The 20,705-nt window shown below is 52.1% G+C and carries 27 protein-coding genes and 1 other RNA gene; 3 read left to right on the top strand and 25 right to left on the bottom strand.

Features of this window, described 5'->3' with window-relative positions; all coding sequences use genetic code 11:
- From WKJ03_RS02075 to WKJ03_RS01985, 19 genes are all read right to left on the bottom strand, one after another.
- Positions 1-258: a hypothetical protein gene (locus tag WKJ03_RS02075; RefSeq protein ID WP_337840496.1), complete on the bottom strand. Its 258-nt coding sequence runs from the start codon at positions 256-258 to the stop codon at positions 1-3.
- A 10-nt stretch (positions 259-268) separates the two neighbouring features.
- Complete coding sequence (locus WKJ03_RS02070) at positions 269-703, bottom strand: DUF5675 family protein (RefSeq protein ID WP_337840495.1); 435 nt, start codon at positions 701-703, stop codon at positions 269-271.
- 75 nt (positions 704-778) lie between these two features.
- Positions 779-1,147 carry a hypothetical protein gene (locus tag WKJ03_RS02065; protein ID WP_337840494.1) on the bottom strand — a complete coding sequence of 123 codons (369 nt, stop codon included), beginning with the start codon at positions 1,145-1,147 and terminating at the stop codon, positions 779-781.
- A gap of 257 nt (positions 1,148-1,404) precedes the next feature.
- A complete protein-coding gene (locus tag WKJ03_RS02060; protein ID WP_337840493.1) occupies positions 1,405-1,773 on the bottom strand; it encodes a hypothetical protein in 369 nt (122 codons plus the stop codon).
- Between the two features lie 146 nt (positions 1,774-1,919).
- Entirely contained in the window at positions 1,920-2,807 is an 888-nt protein-coding gene (locus WKJ03_RS02055) for an AAA family ATPase (protein ID WP_337840492.1), read from the bottom strand.
- A 9-nt stretch (positions 2,808-2,816) separates the two neighbouring features.
- Positions 2,817-3,239, bottom strand: a complete 423-nt coding sequence (locus WKJ03_RS02050; RefSeq protein WP_337840491.1) for a Mor transcription activator family protein — start codon at positions 3,237-3,239, stop codon at positions 2,817-2,819.
- The gene (locus WKJ03_RS02045; protein ID WP_337840490.1) at positions 3,232-3,720 is read right to left on the bottom strand and encodes a hypothetical protein; all 489 of its coding nucleotides are present in this window, start codon (positions 3,718-3,720) and stop codon (positions 3,232-3,234) included. Before WKJ03_RS02045 ends, WKJ03_RS02050 begins: the two co-directional genes overlap by 8 nt.
- Entirely contained in the window at positions 3,717-4,295 is a 579-nt protein-coding gene (locus WKJ03_RS02040; RefSeq protein WP_337840489.1) for a regulatory protein GemA, read from the bottom strand. Before WKJ03_RS02040 ends, WKJ03_RS02045 begins: the two co-directional genes overlap by 4 nt.
- An 8-nt stretch (positions 4,296-4,303) precedes the next feature.
- An RNA gene (locus WKJ03_RS02035) (hammerhead ribozyme type II) lies at positions 4,304-4,366 on the bottom strand.
- Positions 4,367-4,371: 5 nt separating this feature from the next.
- Positions 4,372-4,614 (bottom strand): hypothetical protein, encoded by a 243-nt coding sequence (locus WKJ03_RS02030; RefSeq protein WP_337840488.1) that lies wholly within the window; start codon positions 4,612-4,614, stop codon positions 4,372-4,374.
- A 3-nt stretch (positions 4,615-4,617) separates the two neighbouring features.
- A complete protein-coding gene (locus tag WKJ03_RS02025; RefSeq protein ID WP_337840487.1) occupies positions 4,618-4,833 on the bottom strand; it encodes a hypothetical protein in 216 nt (71 codons plus the stop codon).
- A 1-nt stretch (position 4,834) separates the two neighbouring features.
- The gene (locus WKJ03_RS02020) at positions 4,835-5,005 is read right to left on the bottom strand and encodes a hypothetical protein (RefSeq protein ID WP_337840486.1); all 171 of its coding nucleotides are present in this window, start codon (positions 5,003-5,005) and stop codon (positions 4,835-4,837) included.
- Positions 5,002-5,628 (bottom strand): DUF3164 family protein, encoded by a 627-nt coding sequence (locus WKJ03_RS02015; protein WP_337840485.1) that lies wholly within the window; start codon positions 5,626-5,628, stop codon positions 5,002-5,004. The genes WKJ03_RS02020 and WKJ03_RS02015 overlap by 4 nt, the downstream gene beginning before the upstream one ends.
- The gene (locus WKJ03_RS02010; protein WP_337840484.1) at positions 5,618-5,896 is read right to left on the bottom strand and encodes a hypothetical protein; all 279 of its coding nucleotides are present in this window, start codon (positions 5,894-5,896) and stop codon (positions 5,618-5,620) included. Before WKJ03_RS02010 ends, WKJ03_RS02015 begins: the two co-directional genes overlap by 11 nt.
- Position 5,897: 1 nt before the next feature.
- A complete protein-coding gene (locus tag WKJ03_RS02005) occupies positions 5,898-6,218 on the bottom strand; it encodes a helix-turn-helix transcriptional regulator (protein WP_337840483.1) in 321 nt (106 codons plus the stop codon).
- On the bottom strand, positions 6,205-6,765 hold the full coding sequence (locus tag WKJ03_RS02000) for a hypothetical protein (RefSeq protein WP_337840482.1): 561 nt from the start codon (positions 6,763-6,765) through the stop codon (positions 6,205-6,207). Before WKJ03_RS02000 ends, WKJ03_RS02005 begins: the two co-directional genes overlap by 14 nt.
- Before the next feature lie 11 nt (positions 6,766-6,776).
- A complete protein-coding gene (locus WKJ03_RS01995; protein WP_337840481.1) occupies positions 6,777-7,484 on the bottom strand; it encodes an ATP-binding protein in 708 nt (235 codons plus the stop codon).
- Complete coding sequence (locus WKJ03_RS01990; protein ID WP_337840480.1) at positions 7,481-9,673, bottom strand: Mu transposase C-terminal domain-containing protein; 2,193 nt, start codon at positions 9,671-9,673, stop codon at positions 7,481-7,483. The genes WKJ03_RS01995 and WKJ03_RS01990 overlap by 4 nt, the downstream gene beginning before the upstream one ends.
- On the bottom strand, positions 9,666-9,974 hold the full coding sequence (locus tag WKJ03_RS01985; RefSeq protein ID WP_337840479.1) for a helix-turn-helix domain-containing protein: 309 nt from the start codon (positions 9,972-9,974) through the stop codon (positions 9,666-9,668). Before WKJ03_RS01985 ends, WKJ03_RS01990 begins: the two co-directional genes overlap by 8 nt.
- A 79-nt stretch (positions 9,975-10,053) precedes the next feature.
- Here WKJ03_RS01985 and WKJ03_RS01980 point away from each other — a divergent pair, with 79 nt between their 5' ends.
- The gene (locus WKJ03_RS01980) at positions 10,054-10,761 is read left to right on the top strand and encodes a helix-turn-helix transcriptional regulator (protein ID WP_337840478.1); all 708 of its coding nucleotides are present in this window, start codon (positions 10,054-10,056) and stop codon (positions 10,759-10,761) included.
- Positions 10,762-11,358: 597 nt separating this feature from the next.
- On the opposite strand, the gene WKJ03_RS01975 is transcribed toward WKJ03_RS01980, so the two are convergent.
- Positions 11,359-11,622, bottom strand: a complete 264-nt coding sequence (locus WKJ03_RS01975; protein ID WP_337840477.1) for a hypothetical protein — start codon at positions 11,620-11,622, stop codon at positions 11,359-11,361.
- Between the two features lie 96 nt (positions 11,623-11,718).
- Entirely contained in the window at positions 11,719-12,513 is a 795-nt protein-coding gene (locus WKJ03_RS01970; RefSeq protein WP_337840476.1) for a CLCA_X family protein, read from the bottom strand.
- Between the two features lie 134 nt (positions 12,514-12,647).
- Between WKJ03_RS01970 and WKJ03_RS01965 the strand changes: the two genes are divergently transcribed.
- On the top strand, positions 12,648-13,952 hold the full coding sequence (locus WKJ03_RS01965) for a hemolysin family protein (RefSeq protein ID WP_337840475.1): 1,305 nt from the start codon (positions 12,648-12,650) through the stop codon (positions 13,950-13,952).
- 42 nt (positions 13,953-13,994) lie between these two features.
- Here the strand turns inward: WKJ03_RS01965 and WKJ03_RS01960 are convergent, their stop codons facing one another.
- Positions 13,995-15,854, bottom strand: coding sequence for a DUF885 domain-containing protein (locus WKJ03_RS01960; RefSeq protein WP_337840474.1), 1,860 nt, complete (start codon positions 15,852-15,854; stop codon positions 13,995-13,997).
- A 123-nt stretch (positions 15,855-15,977) separates the two neighbouring features.
- On the opposite strand from WKJ03_RS01960, the gene WKJ03_RS01955 reads away from it, so the two are divergent.
- Positions 15,978-17,162, top strand: a complete 1,185-nt coding sequence (locus tag WKJ03_RS01955; protein WP_337840473.1) for an MFS transporter — start codon at positions 15,978-15,980, stop codon at positions 17,160-17,162.
- On the opposite strand, the gene WKJ03_RS01950 is transcribed toward WKJ03_RS01955, so the two are convergent.
- From WKJ03_RS01950 to yegD, 3 genes are all read right to left on the bottom strand, one after another.
- Positions 17,110-17,868, bottom strand: a complete 759-nt coding sequence (locus tag WKJ03_RS01950) for a pseudouridine synthase (RefSeq protein WP_337840472.1) — start codon at positions 17,866-17,868, stop codon at positions 17,110-17,112. The genes WKJ03_RS01955 and WKJ03_RS01950 overlap by 53 nt on opposite strands.
- Positions 17,865-19,259, bottom strand: a complete 1,395-nt coding sequence (locus WKJ03_RS01945; RefSeq protein WP_337840471.1) for a DEAD/DEAH box helicase — start codon at positions 19,257-19,259, stop codon at positions 17,865-17,867. Before WKJ03_RS01945 ends, WKJ03_RS01950 begins: the two co-directional genes overlap by 4 nt.
- A gap of 116 nt (positions 19,260-19,375) precedes the next feature.
- Positions 19,376-20,677, bottom strand: coding sequence for a molecular chaperone (gene yegD, locus WKJ03_RS01940; RefSeq protein WP_337840470.1), 1,302 nt, complete (start codon positions 20,675-20,677; stop codon positions 19,376-19,378).
- Positions 20,678-20,705 lie beyond the last annotated feature (28 nt).

Here is a 20,705-nt window from a genome sequence, read left to right as displayed (position 1 = left end):
TTACATTCCGAATAGATCCCGCAGCCTGGTGTTGTCGGTTAACACATGGCCCAGCGGTTTGGGTGGATGAAGATGGCGCTGGATTTGCGCAGGCGTGACGCTGTTCCAGCCTTTGACGAATTGGCTTTGCATGGTGCCGTCATGGCTGTGTAGCGGGGCAGAAGCAGGGGCCGGTTGTCCGCTTTCAAAGGCGGCTTTTTCTGCGGCAAGGCGCTTGGCACGGCCTTGCTCAAAACTCCACTGCCAGTTACGTCCCATAGCGGCAGCCTCAGTTACGCTCAATGCGCAGTGGCACTTTATCGTTGCCGACCAGGACCAGCAGCTTTTGCAGCATCTTTTGTGAGTTCAGCACGGCCCAGTCGTCGTTCACCACGCCAAAGCGCTCCCCAGGGGCAATACAGCCCTGCAGTTGGCTGGCCAGGTTGGCGGCATGAAACAGGCAGTGGGTGCGCAGGGATGGGCCTTCTTTGGTGACCCCCAGGCTCGGCGCGCTGATAATCAGGCACTGACCAAACTTCGGGCTGACGTGTGCTTCAACAACGTAATCACCGGCCGGAGTGCAACTTTTACCGGGCTGGTTATTCAGCCAGGGGCATTCCACGGTGACGCAAATACGCTCGCCATTGGTGGCGTTAAACAGCTCACCAAAGGTGCCGTGGCTAAATGAATGGGTTTTTAAAAGAAGTTTAAGCGGTTCAGACATTTCGCTAATCCGGGTTAACAGGGGTTAACTGCAGATTAGCGAGTAGTCCTTAGAGGGACGGATTAAAGTGTTTTGCTAAATTTTTTCAGTATGGATGTCGTTCACTGTATTTGTTCTTTCATCAAAAGTGCAACGACCATGATAATCCTGTTTTTTTACTTGATAGTTGAAAGCTGAAAAGCTTTCAGTGCGGCTCACTGGGGTAAGATTTATCAGGTCTGCTCGATGATGCGCCCGAAGCTGATGTGCACATGCAGTGGCAGCTCGTTCAATAGCGAATAATCTCTTGGAAGCCGCCATCTCTGCTTCTGACCTTGCAGTATTCTCTTCAGCTTCGTTAATGGCGCTTCTAACTTGATAATTAACATAAGCATGGTAACTCATTAAAAGTGATGCCCCGCCGGCAAATACTCCTATAAATACCGCAATAGCTGTTTTAATCATGATGCCCTCCTTGAACGCATGTCCCCATAATCCTAGCCGGATCTGACTCACTGGTGCAACTCATTTGCTTCCAACGTTACAAGTGCTAAAACCGGCTGAGGTAAGGGCCTTATAACGCTGGTAGGAGTCGTGGCGAGAAGAGTGGGTTTTAAAAAGAAGTTTAAGCGGTTCAGACATTGCGCTAACCTGGGTTGACTGCGGGCAACCGCAGATTAGCGACGCTTTAGTAGTGAGCTTTATTCAAGCATTTCACTAAATTACCATTCCAGTGATTGGCTGCCTGCTTTCACGTTTTCCTGATACATCATATAAATGGTTGAGTAATTGCACATATCCAGATCGCCTTCGCAGTAATCACTGATCACTTTGTCCATGATATCTCGGTCCTTGGCTTGAGTAGCCTTTTTAAATGCGCTCAGGTTTTCCGCTTCCATCATTCTGAGTGTGACGTTGTCGCACATATCCAGCTCACCTTCGCAGTAGTCTTTACGAACCTGCTGTTTGATGTAGGCGATTACCTGGTTTTTTTCGGCTTCACTGTTTTTGAAATCCATCGGATGAATGAATTCAGAGGCTCCAACGGACCAGGCCAAGGCGGCCAACGCAATAACTAGTGTTTTTTTCATAACAATGTCCTTTTGTGGGTATTGAGCGGTAAGCCTAATTTTTTTCCTAAAACAAGAAAAGCCCCAAGTGGGGCTTTCGTGCAATCTATACAAGTCTTACAACTGGTGCGCTACAAAAGGCTTGTAACGCTGGTAGCTGTGGTGGCTTAGGCGAGCTGGTAGGTATAGACGCCACTTTTTTTGGTCGATGCCCAGTGCACCCCTTCAAATTCGTCCAGCCGGTTGCGGGCGGTTTTATCGTCTTGCTCAAAACCTAACTGCTGAAGCAGCTCTTTTTTATTGATGCCTGGCTGGGCCTCAATGCTAGCTTTAGCGCGGGTGACAAAGTCCAGCTCGTCGGCATTGAGCTTGGCGGTTTCAAGGTTGATATGGTTCAGGCTTAAGTCTCTGCAGGCGACGGAGAAGGCGCATTCCAAAATGGTTGTACGCTCTTTGACGGGCGTTAATACAAAGCTAATTTCGTCCTTTGGCGCATCGGCACGGGTTAGCCGGTACATGTTGTCGACGGAGTTGCGAATGTTATTGCTGCCCTGGTAGTTGCGGCCGTCTTTATTGGCATGGGCCAAAATCAGCACTGTGGCCCCCGCTTCGCGCAGGTTCATCAGCTGATTCATTAACTGCATAGCCTTGGCGTCATTCATCACATCACCGAAGTTGCGTAGGCTGTCTACAATCACCAGCTTGTTGGCGTAGGCGTTGCCGCTGGCTTTCTCGTCCATTGCACTTAGCATTTCCTGAGCGGACATCCGGCTTTTACCGCGCTGCACGTAATACACCCCTGGCAGCGGGATAAGGGTTTCGGAAACGCCGCGCTCTTTTAAGACATTTAGCGGGTTATCAAAATCTAGGTAAATCACTTCGCCAAAGTCCAGGCAGCGCTTGGCCACCGCAAAGGCCAGCCAGCTTTTGCCCATACCGCCATCCGCAAAAATCAGGGTAATCATCCGCTTTGGTAAAAAACCAGGGATTAAAAACTCGGTGCGCTCATCAAAGTCAGTCTGGCGCAGGCTTTGTGTTACTAAAAAATCAAACATGAGGTGTCCTTAAAATAACTTCATCTGACGGCGGGCTTTTTCGGCCAGCGTTTGCTCGCGCAGGATGGCGTACACCTGCACAGTGGTGATGTCGTAACGCTGTGCCAGTTCGTCCACGTTGCGGCCGTTAAACTCACGGTACATGCGAATGTTGCGCAGTTCGGCTTTGAGTTTTTCATTACGGGGCAGGTAGGTGTAAATGCCGCCATAGGCTTCCGCCAGAGTAATGACCAGTTTCTCAGCCACCGGCTGGGGCTCTTTCAGGCCCTGGCTTTTTAAGCAGGCGCCAAAAATCTCCACCAGGCTTTGCAGCAACGCAGGCACCTTGCGCATCACTTCGGCGCGTTGGTCGGCAGGCACTTTGTCCAGTTCCTGCAGCACCTGCTGCAAATCTTCGCTATCCGCAAAGGCATCTAATTGCATTTCACTCATTAGGCACCGCCTTAAAATCCTTCATGCCGTAACGCCCCATTTGCTCGCGCCACAGCCGGTTATTGTCTGCATCCGACAGAGTAGGGCTTTGTTTTAGCTCCACCGTTTCCTGGGTTGGTTTTTGCTGTTGTTGCCCCAGCTTGGCTTCCAGCACCCGTTTCAGGTAGTTGTGGTTGGCCATTGGTTTGTTTTCACCGGCCTGGCGTTTTTTAGCGATGCCATCCACGGTTTCGCGCAGGGCTTCGGCCAGAATAGGGTGGTTGCTCGTCAGCTCCAGGGCTTCACAGGCCAGCGTGTAGGCGCGGCCGTTGTCTAAATCACGCTTGGCCGGACGAAACAATGCCAGGTAACTCACCAATGAGGTGCTGACGTGATAACTCAGCTTGCTCATCAGGCCCAGCAACTGGCGGCCCGCATCGTCCTGCACCAGTTGGTCCAGACTGATATGGCTGTGGCAAATAGGGCAGCGGCTTAACTTCATGCGTTGTGCTCCATGTGTTTGCCGTAGCTGCTCCGCACCTGCGTATAACTGGCCTGCGGGTGTATGTCGTAGCCACTGCTTCGCAGAGCCTGGAACATGCAGCGCCGACACCAGAGCTTCAGGCTGTTCAGCAGTTTGTCGGCCACCACATTTTGTAGCCACTGCACTTCGGCAATGCCCTGGCCGTCATTCATGGGGGCGCTCATGCGTTGCACCCAGGCGTTTAAAGCGGTTTCAGAGCCGTCTTCAATAAAGCCCTGGGTAAACATAAAGACCCAGACCGCACGGATAGCTGAGCGCTGGTCTTGTGGGCCTTGTTCTGTGCTGGGGCTGTAACGTTTAATGCCGTTTGAAGGCTGTTTTAAACTGGGTTTAAACCCCAGCGGTTTAAATGCTTCGTATACGGCCTGCAGTTCGCCCAGTGTCATTTGGGCTGAGCTCACTTTGCCCTGACCGTAAAATTTCAGGTGTGCTCTGTAGCTGTCGTCGTCCATGTGCAGCTGACTTTTCGCAACGTGGATCAGCGTAATCAACTGCTTCCTGCCTGGCTGAACCTGTTTATGCTGTTGTGTCATTGGTTACCTCTTGGCTGCTCATCAGTACCAGGCCACCACGCCTGGTAGACACCCCGCAGGGTGTTTCGCTTATTGCTCAGTTTTCGTTATCTTCCTTCAGCTGTTTAAGCCACTCTGCACGCACCAGGTTGATTTGCTTTGCCAGTTCCGCTTTGGCGGCAAATGGCTTTGGCACGTTTTTCTCAAGGTGATTGCGAAGGGCGGTCAGTTGCTTGGGCGTCAACTGACGCTGGTAAACATCTGATAGCAACTGCTCAATCACTATTACGTCGGCCACCAATCGGATGCCGTCTATCTGCGCTTTCGTTAACCTAGCCATGGGTCAGTCCTCATCAATAAACAGATCATCGAGCTGTGTGATAACCAGTTGCACCTGGGTGCGTGGCATTTTTTCCATAAAGGAACCCAGCCAAATGGCAGTGTGGGTATCGCCAAACTCCGCCATTTCATCCAGAGCGCTCTGCACCAGGTCTTTCAGCAGTGGAGACTCTTCAGCCACCTGCTGTAGTCGTTCGTTTTCGTATTGAGCGTCTTGCATTTCAGGCCTCAATGTTGCTTTGTGGCCGAGGGCCGCCAAGCACCCAGAACAGCGCATCGACCACGCCTTCTTCATAGGTTTTGTCTGGTTGGTTGGTGCCGTATTGCTCTATCAGGCTCATTTCCACGGCGATTTCTTGTTGGATCAGTTCATCGTCAGGGCGCTGGCTCATACCGGCACCCCCGCGATGTCCAGGCTGATTGGTCGGTACTGGTCGGTTTCGCCAATCCGCTCATAAATGCGGATATAGGCTTTGCTGCTGACGACCTGGATAGCGTCGCTGATGGCTTGCATGGCTTTCAGCCAGCGCTCGTCTTTAATATCCAGGCGGCGCAGGGCTAAGACACCGGAGGTGCTGATTTTCCCTTGCTGGTCCACCTTAAAGGCATTGTTGATTAAGGCCTGCAGCTCTGGCCGTGAGCCTTCGGTCCAGCTTTTCAAACACTCGTCAATGAGCGCTTTTGCGGCCAGCAGGCGCTCATCGAAGCTGATGCTGTCCTGTATGGCGCGCTGAATTTTGAACTGGCCATCGAAGGTGTAGAGGGTGACGTTGCCTTTTTTGCCGCCTGATTTGACGTTGTATTCCTCAGCCGATAAGTCGATAAATGCAGCGATGTCTTCAAACGCCTGGCGTTTATAGCCAACCAATAACTGGTGCAATTCCTTCGCTTTGCTGACCAGTTCGCCAACAAGTTGGTCACGCGCCAGGTCGATTGGCTTAATGGCTTTTTCTGGCACCAAATTACCTTTAGCGTCTTTTCTGTAGCCCTGTGGGATTTGGATTTCATTGCTCATATGGCACCTCTGGAGAAATAGTCGGTTGCGCCGCCCAGGTCAGCAGGCAGCCTTTGTAAAAAATGGCTTGAATAGGAGCTGCGATATGCCCCTGGGTTTTGATGGTGATGGGTTCAAGCTCAGGAATGTCTTTAGGAGCTGATGCCAGCCCTATTACGGGATGAAAGTTCCCAAGGGCCACACTGCATACTTGTGCCCCCAATGATTCCAGCGATTGAACAGCGCTCAAGGTGCGAATAAGCCCTTTTTTTATACAGCTGCTTTGCATGTCATTTCCCCTGGCAGTTGTTAGGGCAGGCGCGGCAGTTTTGCCACAGCTTTACCCTCGTAGGATTAGTGGCTGTAAACGGCTTTTGTTGTTCTGTGCGGCAACGCTCCGTGCCAATTTCACCTAACACTGGGCAAACAACGGTCTGCGCTAAGGTGATACCAAATGCCGCCGTTACTTTGGTCCTGATGTTGTCCAGATTCCCTGGGTATTTCTCGTTTAACACCTGACTTAACGTGGTCGAGCTTATCCCTAGCTTTTCGCATACGTAACGCCGTCCTTGGTGTTCAACCTTGGCCCGCAAGATTTCAAGCCACAGCATCCAAACCTCCTGTTTTGATTGGGGTGGTTGTTTTCAGGTTTTGGTCATAAACTTCGCCCGGTCTGACTATGGGATAAAGGCGGCCTGTGTTTTTAACCAAAAGGTATTGCACTTTGTGGCCTCGTCTTTGTTGCATAGAGGCTTTGCGTCTCTGTGGTGTGATAATTTTCACGTACCCGGCTTTGGTGAGATCGCTCAGAAACTTCATCACATTGGCCCTGCTGGTTTCTGCTGTTGCTTCAACCTCGCAAACAGTAAAACGGTGCAAAAACCGCATGGCCTGCCACATAGTTTGTCTGGCTGACTTTAGCCTCGGATGAAATCTGGCCTTGCCCGGAAAAACCGGGCAGGCACCGTCTACAGCTGCATAAATCACTGGGTTAAGCGAGCTATGCAGAGTTTGAATTGCTTTTTTCTCTTGAAGGTAAGCAATGACCATTTGTGCTGAGCGCAAACTTACTTCCATGTGCGCGGCCAGTTGTTTCGATGTGAACTCTGGCTGTTGTTTAATCCACTCCCAGGCGCGCTGGCTGAGTGAGTGCTGCATTACTAGACCTCTTAAACCTGTGGGAAAAACGGTTTATCGCCCCATTGATGGGCTTCGATCTCTCGCAGCGTGTTTGTGCGAGCGAACTTCTCAATGGCATCTAAGCCTGTGTGCAGGCGACGGAAGTTTCCTTGAGCGGCGTTCAGCAAGTCTTGAAGTAGGCAGGGCTTAATAAAGGTGTCTGTCACGAGTTCTTTAGCCATCAGCGACAAATCGTCAAAGTCGGCTGGCTTAAATTCAACGTGCTGAGAAATTCGGCTATAGAGTTGGCCTAATCGCTTCACTTTTGATGGCAAGACGCTGTAACCGATCAGGATTACAGGAACGCCGGTCAGGTCGTAAATGTCGCGGATGGTTTCTAAAATTTCCGTCTTATCGGCAATGTAATCGCACTCGTCAATGAATAGCGGCTTTTGACTACCAGCTAATTCACGAACGATGAAATCCAGACGTGCTGCTCGACTGATGCCTGCGCTGTCACCACTTAACTCCATAGCTAATCGGCTTAGGAATGTCCCCAAGGTGTCTGCTTTAAGGCAGCGAACTAGCAAACCATCCGCCTTAGCAAACAGCCATGAACCAGCTGTTGTTTTGCCAAGCCCAGCGGTGCCTGTGAACATTGCCATCGCTGGTGTGCCAGATTGACTTGCTTCAACAATTGACTGATAGGCGTCAAATGCTGCGATCACGTTTTTCGTTTTTGCTACTGCAGATTTCATAAGGATTCTCCCTTCTTTTCTATTGGTTCAAACATTTCATCCAACATGGCTGCGGCAGCCCTGTTGTTACGGCGAAACTGGTGAAGCCAGGCTTTTTCAACCGCTGGCAGTTCGGTTTTCTGGCTCAATTCGGTGAGGTAACGCGCTTTATGGGCGTCGGTTTCGAAAATGGGCTTGGCTGAGTTTTCCAAGACTTCCAGCTGTGCGCGTCTGCGCTCAAACTCGCTGAGTTGTTCAGGTGTATAGGCTGGCTTTTTGTCAGCCTGCTGTAGTGCCTGCGTGGTTGCCTCGATGGTGACGCTAGTGGCGCTGGATGTTGGTTTTGGAAAAGCTGTCAGGTTGCCAACTAGGCCAGCCTTGTGTTCTAAAATTTGTTGGGCAATCCCTTTGACGTTGTATTTTTTTGCAGACAACTTGAATGTGCGGCGTTGCTCGGCTAACTGCTCGCGCTGCATGCGTTTGGCTTCTTGCGCAATGGCTTTGAGGTCAACCCCTTGGTCCGCAGTTTCTGGGTCGATGGCTTCACAAAGAAACTCAGCTGTTAACGCATGGAAAACATAAATTTTGCCTATATCGTTTGGGTTCCAGCGGCAGAAAACTCGCTCGCCTACGTATGCCCCCAATACTGGGTGAACATAACTGCCTCGTTCCACTTGAATGCCGTCACCTTTGGTAACCGTGCGAAAGCCTTTTTGGCCAGGAACTGGCGCCAACAAGACGTCTAGCACCCGAGGGTCTGCAATGGTGCGGATCTGTTGGCGCAGAGCGGTAAACTTTTCAAATGGGCTGCACCCTAGGGCGCTGTGCCTATCGTGGTTGTATTTATGGTCGATCCATTGATTGATGAAGGTCTCAAACTGCTCTGCGGTAAGCTCCACATTGAGTGCCATGCGTTCTTCGCCCTTTTTGCGTTTTTCAAGTAAACGCTCGGCAAAGGTCAGGCGTGCATTGATGCGCTGGCGGTCTTGCACGTTATGGCCAATGTACCCCTGGCACAGCTCTGCAATGCCATGTGCAAAGGTTCGAAAAAAACGTTCGATAAACGGCTTTTCCCAGCCAGAGTAGGGAGCTGTTTTGACGTGTTTGATCCCTAATGCGTCCCATACTGTAGATATGTGCACACCGGTATAGTCAGAACCATTATCTGTGACAGCGGTTTCAGGTAGCCCCCATTCAATGATGGCTTTGCGGATCAGCAACGCGATGGCTTCAGAGTTTGATGTTGGCTTTAACACCACCATCGGGCGGCGAGTTGCAACGTCTATGACGCCAACAATGCTGTAGCGGCCATCAGCCAACATGACATCCGCAGGGGTGCTGTCGAATTCCCACATTTGGTTAATACGTTCAATACCGGCGGATTTACTACCAAAGGCCACCATGCGCTTGTTTTGCCAGGCGCTAGGATCAAACAACGACATATAGAGGGCGTCGTTTTCAGCTTTCCACCGAGCCAGCCAGCGAGTGCAGGTTTGTGCAGTTGGGATGTGGAATTCACCGGCGAACTGTGATTCCAAAGCCTCATGCAGTGCTTGCCCTTTGACATGCGGGTATTCAAACAGCATGGCCAGGCAAAAACTTTTGAGTTCTGGCGTTTCTTCAATTACACCATCGCCTTTGGTGTTCACATATTTGCCAGCCAGTTCCAGAAGGCCGCCTTTCTTGTAAGCGGACTCCCATCTGGTTAATGTGCTAAAGGCAATTTTGGGTTTGATGGTATAAACAGATGACTCAACGCCAGTAACTGATCTGCTGTTGTAATCTGATACAAACTTATTCCAGGCAGCGACTTTGGCCCCGGCATTTGCATATTGGTTTGCAGCCTGCAGGATGCTGTAAATAGCCTCTGCACGTTCCTTTTGCTTGTTGGTCAATCCAGCAAACGCTTTTAAAGCTGATTGCTTCTTATCGAGATTGATTTGTTGATCAAGCTCAGTTGATGACTTGATCAATTTGGCAGCTGCCTGGCCCTTGATTGCAGGAGCTGAAACATCATTGATTTTGTAGTGGGTCTTTACCGCTGCAGCTACGTCTGAGGGTAAGTCGACCAGGTAATACATGGAGATTTGCCCACCACGACCTGTCACTAAATCACAGGGCCATAGCTCTTTGTTGGCTCGGATCCGTACTGTTCGACTGCTGACATTTAAAGCATCAGCAATTTGTGAGGCGCTGAAACTATTAGTCATTTTCACCACCCGCAGATTTTTTACTTGTGTCAGCAGGACAGTTTTTTGTTATGCTTCGCTTGCCCTTACGACGAGACGATGATCCATCGCTGTTGTAGCGTGAAGGCCAAATTATTTGAGGTTGGACCCCAATAGCTTCAGCAATGATTTTTTCAGCTCTTGGGTATGGACGTTGTAAAGCCTGGCTTAGCGTTGTTTCAGCTAAGTTGTTTTCTGCAGATAGCTGGCGCAAAGATTTGCCAGTTTTTATCTTCAATTGAGAAACAATTTCGGCTGTGTGCCAATCCTTAGATTCGGCCATTTTTTTGTCCTTTAAAATGTCATCATGAATACAATTTAAAGACAAAAAAATGTCTTATCAAGATGATTGAGACAAATAATTGTCTCTTTTTGCGCATGTTTTTGATTTAAAAAGACAAATATTTGTCTTAAAGAGGCGTATGGACGCAAATGAATTTGGCAACTTCATAATGGAGTTGCGTGATAAGCGGTTAAGCAGGCCTGAAATGGCCAACGTTTCCGGCTATCACGTAAACACAATTAAGGGGTACGAAAAGGAAGGTCGGCTGCCAGACATTGACTATCTGGCAATTTTGTCAAAAGAGACGGGGCATTCGTTTTTAGACTTGATTGCGAAACGCCTGTCAGCAGGCAAGTTTCCTGACGCGGTTACAGAGTTCAATGCCGCCGAAGTTCATGTAACCAGAACCCCCAATGTGACGCCTCATGCCAGAATGCAGATGAAAGATGGAGTTTGGTCAGTCCCTCTGGCTTGGTTGGGTGGCACCAGTGATTCTTTTTCTGTAATTGAACAGACTGGCACTGAAATGGCTCCATTGATTCTTCCTGGTAGCTTGCTGGCTGTTGACGCATCTGATTCAAATGTTTTGAAAGGTGGTATCTTTGTCCTGAACCTTATGGGGCAGCAAGTTACCAGAGCAATAGAGTCGGTGAATGGTGCCGTCACTTTAAGCGGTGGTGCAGAATCAATACCTTTCACTGTTGCTCATAGCGACCTGGATAAACTTAAGGTTGTAGGGCGGGTAGTTGCTGTCATGACGAAGCTGGGGGGGATAAGTCGGATCTGATGTGTTTAAGTCGGATCATTGAAGGCTTAAGTCGGATCTGCTGAAATCCCTTCCAAAATGCCCCTTTCCTTGTTTTTCCCCTTTATATATAGCGCCGCCTATTTACCCGCATCACCTGGGCCCCTTATTTAAATAGGCTTTAAAGGGTATTTAATTGTAGTGACAGCGGCAGACGAGCATTTTCATTGTAATGTGGCTGAAAATTTAAGTCGGATCAGGTAAGTCGGATCTTTTCTCAAACTATAAGGTTTTTACTTTTTAAACGTTTTGAGACCTCACCTGCTTCAAACCCCTATATTTACTGGCTTTCCCACTTATTCCCTGGATTTCCCACTTATTCCCGCATTTCTCATTCCCTATGTCTTATTACAGTTCGACCCATTCGCCAGGAGCGAATGGGGACGCGCCTAAGCGCGGCCCGCAGGGCCAGCCCCAGGGAAGGGGCTGGCAATCCCTTAGTCTCAGACCCCAGACGCAAGTCTGGGGTTTTTGTTTTTAATCCTGTAGCGGGACACAGGGTTTGAGAAATCGAATCATAGGGTTTGAGAACTATCGGGAAAGGGCCTGGCTGTAAATAGCCTCACCAGAAGTCTGCAGTCAGGCCCTGCGCCAATCCAAGCCATAGTGGCAAAACCATGCTGCTTCCTGGGCAAACCACTCTTCATATAAGCGCACATCATGCCCCAGGCTTTTTGCCAGCAGCGCAAACCGCAGCGACAACTCAAGAAAGTCGCGGTGGTGCCAGGCGCGGCCCTGATACAACACCACCAGATCCGGCTGGCCGGCCAGTTGCTGCAGCGCCGTAATGCGCTGATGCATCTGGGTCAGTTGGTCGAATTGCCAGCTTGTGCCATTTTGCATACAAGTTCTCCAGTCCATGGCGCTGGTCAAAAAATTGTCAGCGCGGGGTGAATCACTGAAGTTGTACAAAATTTATGCCATAACAGCAGGGCTCAGTCAGCGGGTGTTTTCCAGGCTTTGGCCTAACAGGCGGAAATAGCCCAGCCAGTAATGACTGAGTTGTTCAGTTAATGTGCTATCCGGATAAAGCCCGGCTTTGGCCGTTTCACTTTTTATGGTGCCACTGACCAGAAAACTGTTTTTCTGAGGTTGTCGCTGCAGCAGGTGTTCAAAGGCCCTGGCCGCCAGCTCTTCGGGTTTGGCGTAATAATAAATGCCATGCTGACGGTCAAAGCGGGCGCAGCGTTGCACATAGCCGCTTGGGCTTTGGCCATCTGGTGACAGAAAGAGAGCCTTGAAGCCTGCATTCAAAGCCTGGTTCAGCGGGTGGGGGCGGATCGGGCTATCGCCAAGCCACAGCGTGCTGGAAAATGCCAGTTCGGCCACAGAATGCTGAAACAAATGACGGGCAATATAATGGTCAAAGGCGTGAAACCATTCGTGCGCCAGGCTGCCACCGCCGGCGTTTTTAGCCAGCGCCAGTATACGGCCCTGCGGCTGATAAAATGCACAGCTGCCGGGTTGCCCGCCAATGCCGAACTGAAGGCTCAGGCTTTGTTTTAGCGAAATAACGTCAGGCGGAACTTGCAGTAACTGCATCAAATCACACAAAGCATCAAAAAACAGGTTGGCTGCCAGCTGCTGTTCGCTGGCACTGACCCAACGACCCACTTTCACAGACTGGAAACCAAACAGTTTTACAATATCGAGGAAGCTGACGTCCGCACCGGAGCGATGTTCAGGGCCGTTGCGAAAATAAGCTTGCTGAATACGGGGAGTGAAGTCGGCCATTAGTTAAGCAATTCAAATTCAACCATTTTTTGTTCATAACTTATTTTACCTTTATACTGACGGCGAAGCAGCCCTTAAGGTCGCCACCAGGCTGAACCACAGGTGCTGCCGCAGCGCAAAGCGTGGGAATTATTATGTCATTGTTTGAAAATATTCTGGTGATGCTGGCACTGATCAGCGCCAGTGCCTTCTTTTCCATGTCGGAAATTGCCTTGGCGGCGGCGCGGAAAATCCGGCTGAAACAACTGGCGGCGGACGGTGAACCCAGGGCGGCCTTAGTGCTGAAGCTGCAGGAAAACCCAGGCAGTTTTATTACGGTGGCGCAAATTGGCCTGAATGCGGTTGCCATTCTCGGTGGTATTCTTGGTGAAGCGGCTTTTACCCCTTCGATACTGAGCGCCTTGCAGCTGATCTCTGACAACCCTGTCATGGAAACTCTGGCCTTTGGCTTGTCGGTGTTTCTGGTCACCTCATTATTTATTCTGTTTGCCGATTTAATGCCTAAACGCCTGGCCATGCTGTCGCCGGAAAAAGTCGCTATTTCAGTGGTCAACCTGGTGATGCTGCTGCTGGTGCTGGTGAAACCCCTGGTCTGGTTTTTTAACAGCATCGCCAATGCGGTGTTTTATCTGTTTAAAGTGCCCACTATGCAAATCGACCAAATCACACCGGAAGATATTGTGGCCATGATGGACGAAGGCGCGCAGGCCGGCGTATTGGCGCAGCAGGAACACAAGCTGCTGGAAAATGTCTTTGATATGGACTCCCGCACAGTCACCTCGGCCATGACGGCCCGCGAAAGCCTGATTTATTTTACGCTGAGGGAATCAGGTGACAGCATTAAAGCGAAAATAGCTGAGCACCCACATGCCAAGTTTATTGTGGTGGATGACAGCCTGGACAAAGTAGTCGGGTATGTCGACAGCCGGGATATTCTGATGCAGGTGCTGCATCAGCAGCCAATTAACCTGCTAAAAGAAAACATTGTTCACACTCCGCTTATTGTGCCGGATACCTTGTCCTTGTACGAAGTGCTGGCCCATTTTAAATCCAGTGGGGTTGATTTTGCGGTGGTGCTGAATGAGTACGCGCTGACGGTGGGGGTGGTCACCCTGAAAGATGTGATGAGCATTGTGATGGGCGAACTGGTGAATTCAGACGAAGAACAAATAGTGCAGCGCGATGAAGACTCCTGGCTGGTGGAGGGGTTAACACCGCTGGACGATGTGATGCGGGTCTTTGATATTGCAGAATTTCCGGATGAGGAAAACTACGAAACCATTGCCGGTTTTATGATGTATATGCTGCGTAAAATTCCGAAACGCACCGATTTTGTGATTTATCAGAATTACAAATTTGAAGTGGTGGATATCGACAGTTATAAAATTGACCAGCTGCTGGTGACCAGGGTCAAAGCCAGCGACCCTGCAGAAAGCTGATAAAAAAACGGCAGCTCAGGCTGCCGTTGTTGTCTTCAAGGCTCAGGCTTTTTGCGCGGCCACCCAGCGTTTTACTTTTTGTTCCAACACCGCCATGGGCACGGCACCGCCCAGCAGCACCAGATCGTGGAAGGCGCGGATATCGAATTTATCGCCAAGCTCAGTGCGGGCATACTGGCGCAGTTCCACCAGCTTCAGCATGCCAAGCTTATAACCCAGTGCCTGACCTGGCCAGGCCATATACCGTTCGATTTCGGCCACCACGTCAGACTCAGTGGTGCCTGTGGTTTTGGCCATATAGTCGATGGCTTGCTCGCGGCTCCATTTTTTGGCATGCAGGCCGCTGTCGACCACCAGACGGACGGCGCGGAATAACTCAGCTTTCAGCCGGCCTAAATCGCTAAACGGGTCGTTCTGATACATGCCCATCTCTTTGGCCAACAGCTCAGAGTACAAAGCCCAGCCTTCGATATAGCTGTTGTAAGGCGCCACCCGGCGCAGCAGCGGCAGCTGATCCTGCGCCAGGTTTAACGCAATTTGCCAGTGGTGGCCGGGAATGGCTTCATGGTAGGTCAGGGTTTTCAGGTCAAATTTGGCATTGGCTTTGATGTCCCGCAGGTTGATCCAGTAAATACCGGGTTTGCTGCCATCGATAGCCGGTGAGCTGTACTGGCCACCGGCTGCGCTGTCCTGGATCTCGACCGGAATACGCCGCACTTCCACTTCGTAAGGTGGTTGGGTGACAAACCAGTCCGGCATTTTCGTGCTGATTTCTTTAATGTAATGGTTCAGATCATCCAGCAGTTGCTGACGACCGGCGTCTGAATCCTCGTACAAAAAGCGTGGTTCAGTGTTCAGTTGCGCCATGCGCTCGCCCACTGAGCCTGAGCTGTAACCTTCGGTTTTGAGGATCTGGTCCATTTCCTGACTGATCCGCTCCACTTCGGACAATCCCAGCTGATGAATTTGTTCCGGGCTGAGCTCTGTATCCCCCAGCTGGCGCACCGACCAGGCGTAGTACTCCGATCCGCCCGGTTGGGCCCAAATGCCAGATTCACTGCCCGCCAGTGGTAATTGTTGCCGCACGCTGGCGGCCAGTTTCTGATAACCGGCCTGTACCTGTGAGCTGACCAGTGTTCTGGCTTCGGCCAGATACAGCTCACGCTGAGCCTCAGTCAGCTCTTTCAGAGCGTTCAGCTTGCGGGCGAAATCCAGATACAACACATTGTCGCTGGCATCTCCTGTGGCAAAAGAGTCGATAATCACCAAAGCACGTTCCAGCAGAATTTTCGGGGCTATCCAGCCGGATTTGGCATCCAGCTCAAACTTCTGCTGCACGGACGCCAGCGCCGGGCCAAATTTGTCCAGACGGCTTAAGTAGTTCCTGGCGTCTTGCTCCGAATTGATTGGATGTGAATTTTGCAGTGCGCCCGGCATATCAATCACAGGACCGTTGATCTGATTGACCACAAAGGCGGAGTTACCCATCCAGGGGTCGATGTAACCGGCGGCAAACCCCGGCTGACCCGCGTAGTACTGCACTATGTTCAGCATGACCGCCTGATTTTCTGCGTCCGCAGCATTGGCGGGTGTTGGCAAGGCGGCCAGTTGCTGTGCCAGCTGGCTCAGGCGCTGACGCAGACCTTGTTCGTTTTCTGATCCGTAGTCTTCCAATTGGGCTGATAAATCTTTCCCTGTTTGTTCAGCAGATAAACCTAAACCGGCCGCATTCAGGGCGCGGGCCTGAAACAGCGCATGGGTGGCCTGGTCATACAGCGTGGCCGCTGACGGGGCTTGTTGCACTGCAACACTGTCACTGTGGGGGGCTGTTGGTGTGGAGTTTGGCTCGGAGCAGGCGGTTAAAGCCGCACAGACCAACACCGCTATAGCTGAATACTTCATGAGCGATCCTGAGAGTTATGGACTAAAGCGTCTGTTTTCTATGCTCTATCAGCACAAAGCGTCAGACGGCAAGGGGGCTTCAGGGTATACTGAGCAGCAGTACGGACTCAAGCCACAGCTGTAATGATCGAAAAGAAATCCCGCGCATTTTACACCGCCAGTTTTGCCCTTTGCCTGGCCGCCGTCTTTGTGTTTGCCAACCTGCACTTACTGCAACCCCTGTTGCCGGAGCTCAGCCGTGATTTTGCGTTAAGCCCGCTGCAAACAAGCTGGAGCTACGCCATTGGCACCTTAACGCTTGGCGCTTCCTTGCTGCTCTATGGGGCTTTGTCTGATGCCTGGGGCCGACGTACCATTTTGCTCTGGAGTCTCTCTGGTATGGCATTCAGTACTCTGGCGCTGACTCAGGTGGAATCGTATGCCTCTTTATTGGCCTGGCGCGCGGTGCAGGGGTTTTGTCTGGGCGGTTTGCCTGCGGTAGCCATTGCTTATATGGGGGAAGAATTCAGCAAACCAGCCTTGGTGGCGGCCGTGGGGTATTACATCAGTGCCAATTCGGTCGGTGGTATCAGTGGCCGGGTGCTGGCGGGCTGGTTTGCTGAGCTGAACCACTGGCAATGGGTGTTTTATCCAATGGCGGCGGGCAGCGTGCTTTGTGTCTGGCTGGTCTGGCGCTATCTGCCACGCTCCAGCTACTTTCAGCCAAAGCAGTTCATGCTTAAGCAGGCGATGCGTGATAACTGGTTTCATCTGCGTCAGCCTGTGTTGTCACTGACTTACCTGATTGGTGGGCTGAACTTCTTCATCTTTTTAAACCAATACACCTTTGTGGCCTTCCGCCTGGCAGACGCACCTTATCAGTTGTCCAGTGGCTGGATAGGCTTGTTGTTTCTGACCTATCTGACCGGTACTGTCGGTTCGGCCATTTCCGGTAAAGTCTCAGTGCGGCTGCATCCTGGACTGGGCATGGCGCTTGGCATTGGCATTATGCTGCTCGGCACATTGCTGACGGTGCTGATGCCGCTCTGGAGCATAGTGCTGGGCTTTTTTATCAGTGCCTTTGGCTTTTTTCTGTGTCATTCACTGGCCAGTGCCTGGGTGAATCAGCAGGCAACCCGGGCCAAAGCCAGTGCCAGTGCTTTGTATCTGGTGTTTTATTACCTGGGGGCCAGCAGCGGTGGACTCTTTCTGTCACTGTTCTGGCAATGGGCCAGGTGGGATGGGGTGGTGCTGGGGTCGGTCGCGGTGTTTGTGTTCACGCTTGGGCTGAGTCTGCGGCTGCGGCGGTATCCGTCGGCGTTGCACTAAGCCCAAGTGACAAACGCAGGTTGTGGTAGTCACTCTGGCTCAATAGGCGCCAGTGCCCTTCAGCCAAGGTGCCCAGCTGCACATCTCCCAGGCTCTGGCGCTGCAAAAATACCACTTTCAGTCCGACAGATCGGCACATATAACGGATTTGCCGGTTTAATCCCTGGGTCAGCTCAATCCTGAATCCCCGCTCAGTCAACCTGACCTGGCAAGGTTTCGATTGATACTGGTAAGGGCCCACCTGCCAGCGCACGCCAGCGGCCAGCGCCACCAGTTGCTCTGCCACCGGGGCCGGTTCGGTGTGCACCAGGTACTCCTTGGGGTGATCAAAATCCGGATGCAACAGGCGTTGGGTCAGCTCGCCGTCATTTGTCAGCAGCAATAAGCCGCAGGAATCTTTATCCAGTCGGCCGACCGGATGGAGCCGGACAGGCAGGGAGTGCAGCAGATGGTACAGGCTGTCGGGTTTATGCGGGGTCAGGTTGCAGTCCACACCAACAGCTTTGTGGTAGAGCCAGACTTGTTTGGGTTCCGCGAGGGGCAGGGGCTGGCCATCGATCAGAACCTGGTCGCCTGAACTGACATGGCTGATATGGCTGGCGAGCGTACCATTGAGCTGCACCCGCCTTTGTTCGATAAGCCGTGAAGCCTGGCGGCGGGAGCAGAGCCCTGCATCCGCCAGGTATTTACACAGCCTGATGCTCATGCGCTGGTTTTAGGTTTCTTCGGCCGGAAGTGGCGCTGCGCTGGTTTTTGCGGCTGACCATTGGCAGCCGCCAGAGCCGCTTTGCCGATGGCTGACATTTCCGGCTTTTTGCCTTGACCTGCACCCTGGCCTGGTGACTGACGGCCTGTGCCAGCACGGCCTTTCCCCTGACTGTTCTGGCCTCCGGCCTGATCCGGCTTGCGGCGCACAGGGCGCGGTGGCCGTGGCGCTGTGGCAATGGCATGCAGCTCGGCTGACAGAGGTGCGGGTTTGAGGTCTTTCACCGGCAGCTTCAGACCAATCAGTTTTTCGACCTGTTTGAGCTGGGACTGTTCATCGGCACTGATCAACGACACCGCCAGACCAGATTTACCAGCACGGCCAGTCCGGCCGATGCGGTGGACGTAATCTGCAGATGAGCGTGGCAGCTCGTAGTTCACCACATAAGGCAGCTGGGCAATGTCGATCCCGCGGGCGGCCACGTCGGTGGCCACCAGCACCTGCAGCCGGTCTTCTTTAAAATCCTCCAGGGCTTTGGTGCGGGCATTCTGGCTTTTATTGCCGTGCAAAGCGGCGGCGCTGATGCCAGCACAGTTCAACTGCTCGGTTAAGCGGTTCGCCTGGTGTTTGGTTGGCATAAAGACCAGCACCTGGTGCCAGCGGTTTTTTTCAATCAGTTCACACAAAGCGGCGGTTTTCTGGCCTTTGGGCACCAGGTACACCTGCTGGTCAATGCGCTCCACCGTGGTGTTTTCCGGTGTGATCTGGATAGTCAGTGGGTTGTGCAATAAGCCCTGTGTCAGCTCTTTAATTTCGCTGCTGAAGGTAGCGGAGAACAACAGGTTCTGCCGCTGTTTTGGCAGCATCGCCAGAATTTTTTTAATGTCGTGGATAAAGCCCATATCCAGCATACGGTCGGCTTCATCCAGCACCAGCATTTGCACCTGGTCCAGCTTCAGTGCGTTTTTGCTGACAAGATCCAGCAAACGGCCTGGAGTGGCGGTCAGAATATCAACACCACCACGCAGTGCCATCATCTGCGGGTTAATGCTGACGCCGCCAAACACCACATGGTGGCGCAGCTTAGGCTGCAGCAACTGACCGTACTTTTGTATTTGCTGCTCGATTTGCGCCGCCAGTTCACGGGTTGGCGTCAGGATCAAAGCGCGGGTGGGCCGGGGTTTTAATACCGACTGACCCGACAGCATTTCAAGAATAGGCAACACAAAGCTGGCGGTTTTCCCTGTACCTGTCTGGGCCGCAGCCAATAGATCCCTTTTGCTCAGCACGGCCGGAATGGCCTGTTGCTGAATGGGGGTCGGTTGGGTGTAACCTGCGGCGGCAACCGCCTCGACTAACGCGGGCTGAAGGCCCAAAGCTTGAAACGACATAAAGTTCTCAGTTAAGGGCCATTCTGGCCACAAGCCGCAGGGCGGCGTGGAAAAGGCGCGCATTGTAGCGGGAAGCTGCAGTTCAGGCCAGCTTTTGTGGTTGTTTTTTGTGCAACCTATGCAAATGCCAGTTGGCCGAGCTTACAAAGCCCCATACCGACAGAACCAAACTGGTCGCCCCGCACCACAGGCACAGCAGGCAGCAGTTGTTGCAGCAGTGTGGGAATGCCCGGAATGGCGGAGGAACCACCTGTGACAAACACGGCGTCAGGCTGGCATTGGGCACCGCTCAGGCAGTCCTGAATTAAGCGGCCGATACCGGCCAGTTCCTGGTACAGCGCTTCGGTCAGTTGCTGCTGGGTTAATGCTTGTGCCAGACCGGCTTCTACCCTGTCCAGTACCACCTGCACTTGCGGCTGTTGCGTCAGGGCAATTTTGGCCTGCTCCGCCTGTTGGTTCAGGTAATAACTTAAATGCTGTTGCCAGACGGTCGAAAAGCGTTGTAACAAACCTGGCTGCGCGGCCTTTTGTTGCAACCATTGCAGTTCATCCCAACTGGCCGGTGCGTAAAAGCGCTCCTGGGCATGAATATCAATAATGTTGACCGCGTCGCTGAACAAAGAGGCGGGCAGTGGTTTGCCGGATAAATCCAGGCTCTGGCGGCCGAACAGGCTCATCAGGCCGTAGATACAGAACTTAATATCCATATCGACTCCACCGATACGGCGGCCGCTGTGGGCCAGCAAATCCGGGCTGCGATCAAATTTGTTTGCACGTTGTGGGCCCAGCCGGATCAGACTGATATCGGTAGTTCCACCACCTATATCGACCACCAGTACCAGTTGTTCCTGCTGTAAGGTGCGTTCGTATTCCACGGCGGCAGCCACAGGTTCAAAAGCAAAAATGACGTCCTGTACCCCAAGACGACGGGCTGCTTCACGCAAAATCTGTTCGGCTCTGGCATCGCCAAGGGCCTGGTCCAGCCCCTGAAAATGCACGGGGCGACCGAGCAGCAGTTGGGTGACTGGTGTATCCAGTTGCCGGCCGGCCTGCTGCAGAATTTGTTGCAGCAATAAGGTGGCCACCTGGGTGTAAATTTCGGTCTGGGCCGGGGTTAGCCGGCTGCCCAGCATGGATTTAGGTGAACGGATAAAAATACCCCCTAAGGGGTCGCTGCTGTAACGCTGATGTGCTGCTTTACCGATCAACACCTGTTGTTGCTGGCGCAGCAGCGCGGTCAGGCTGGCGGACAAATACGCATCCTCATCATCCGGATCCCGCTGTCGCTCGACATAAAGTGCAGAACTCAGATAGCGGCTGCCGTCCTGCTCCAGCTGCAGTAAAGATGGCTGATTCTGTTGCATAAAGCCTGCAGCACAGTTAGAGGTGCCAAAATCTACGGCAAGGTAATGCGACATAACGGGAACTCCGGCGAAAATGGCCGGC

Origin of the sequence: Rheinheimera sp. (assembly GCF_037442525.1) — a bacterium.
Classification (GTDB): Bacteria; Pseudomonadota; Gammaproteobacteria; order Enterobacterales; family Alteromonadaceae; genus Pararheinheimera.
This window is presented reverse-complemented; position numbering and strand designations above follow the sequence as displayed.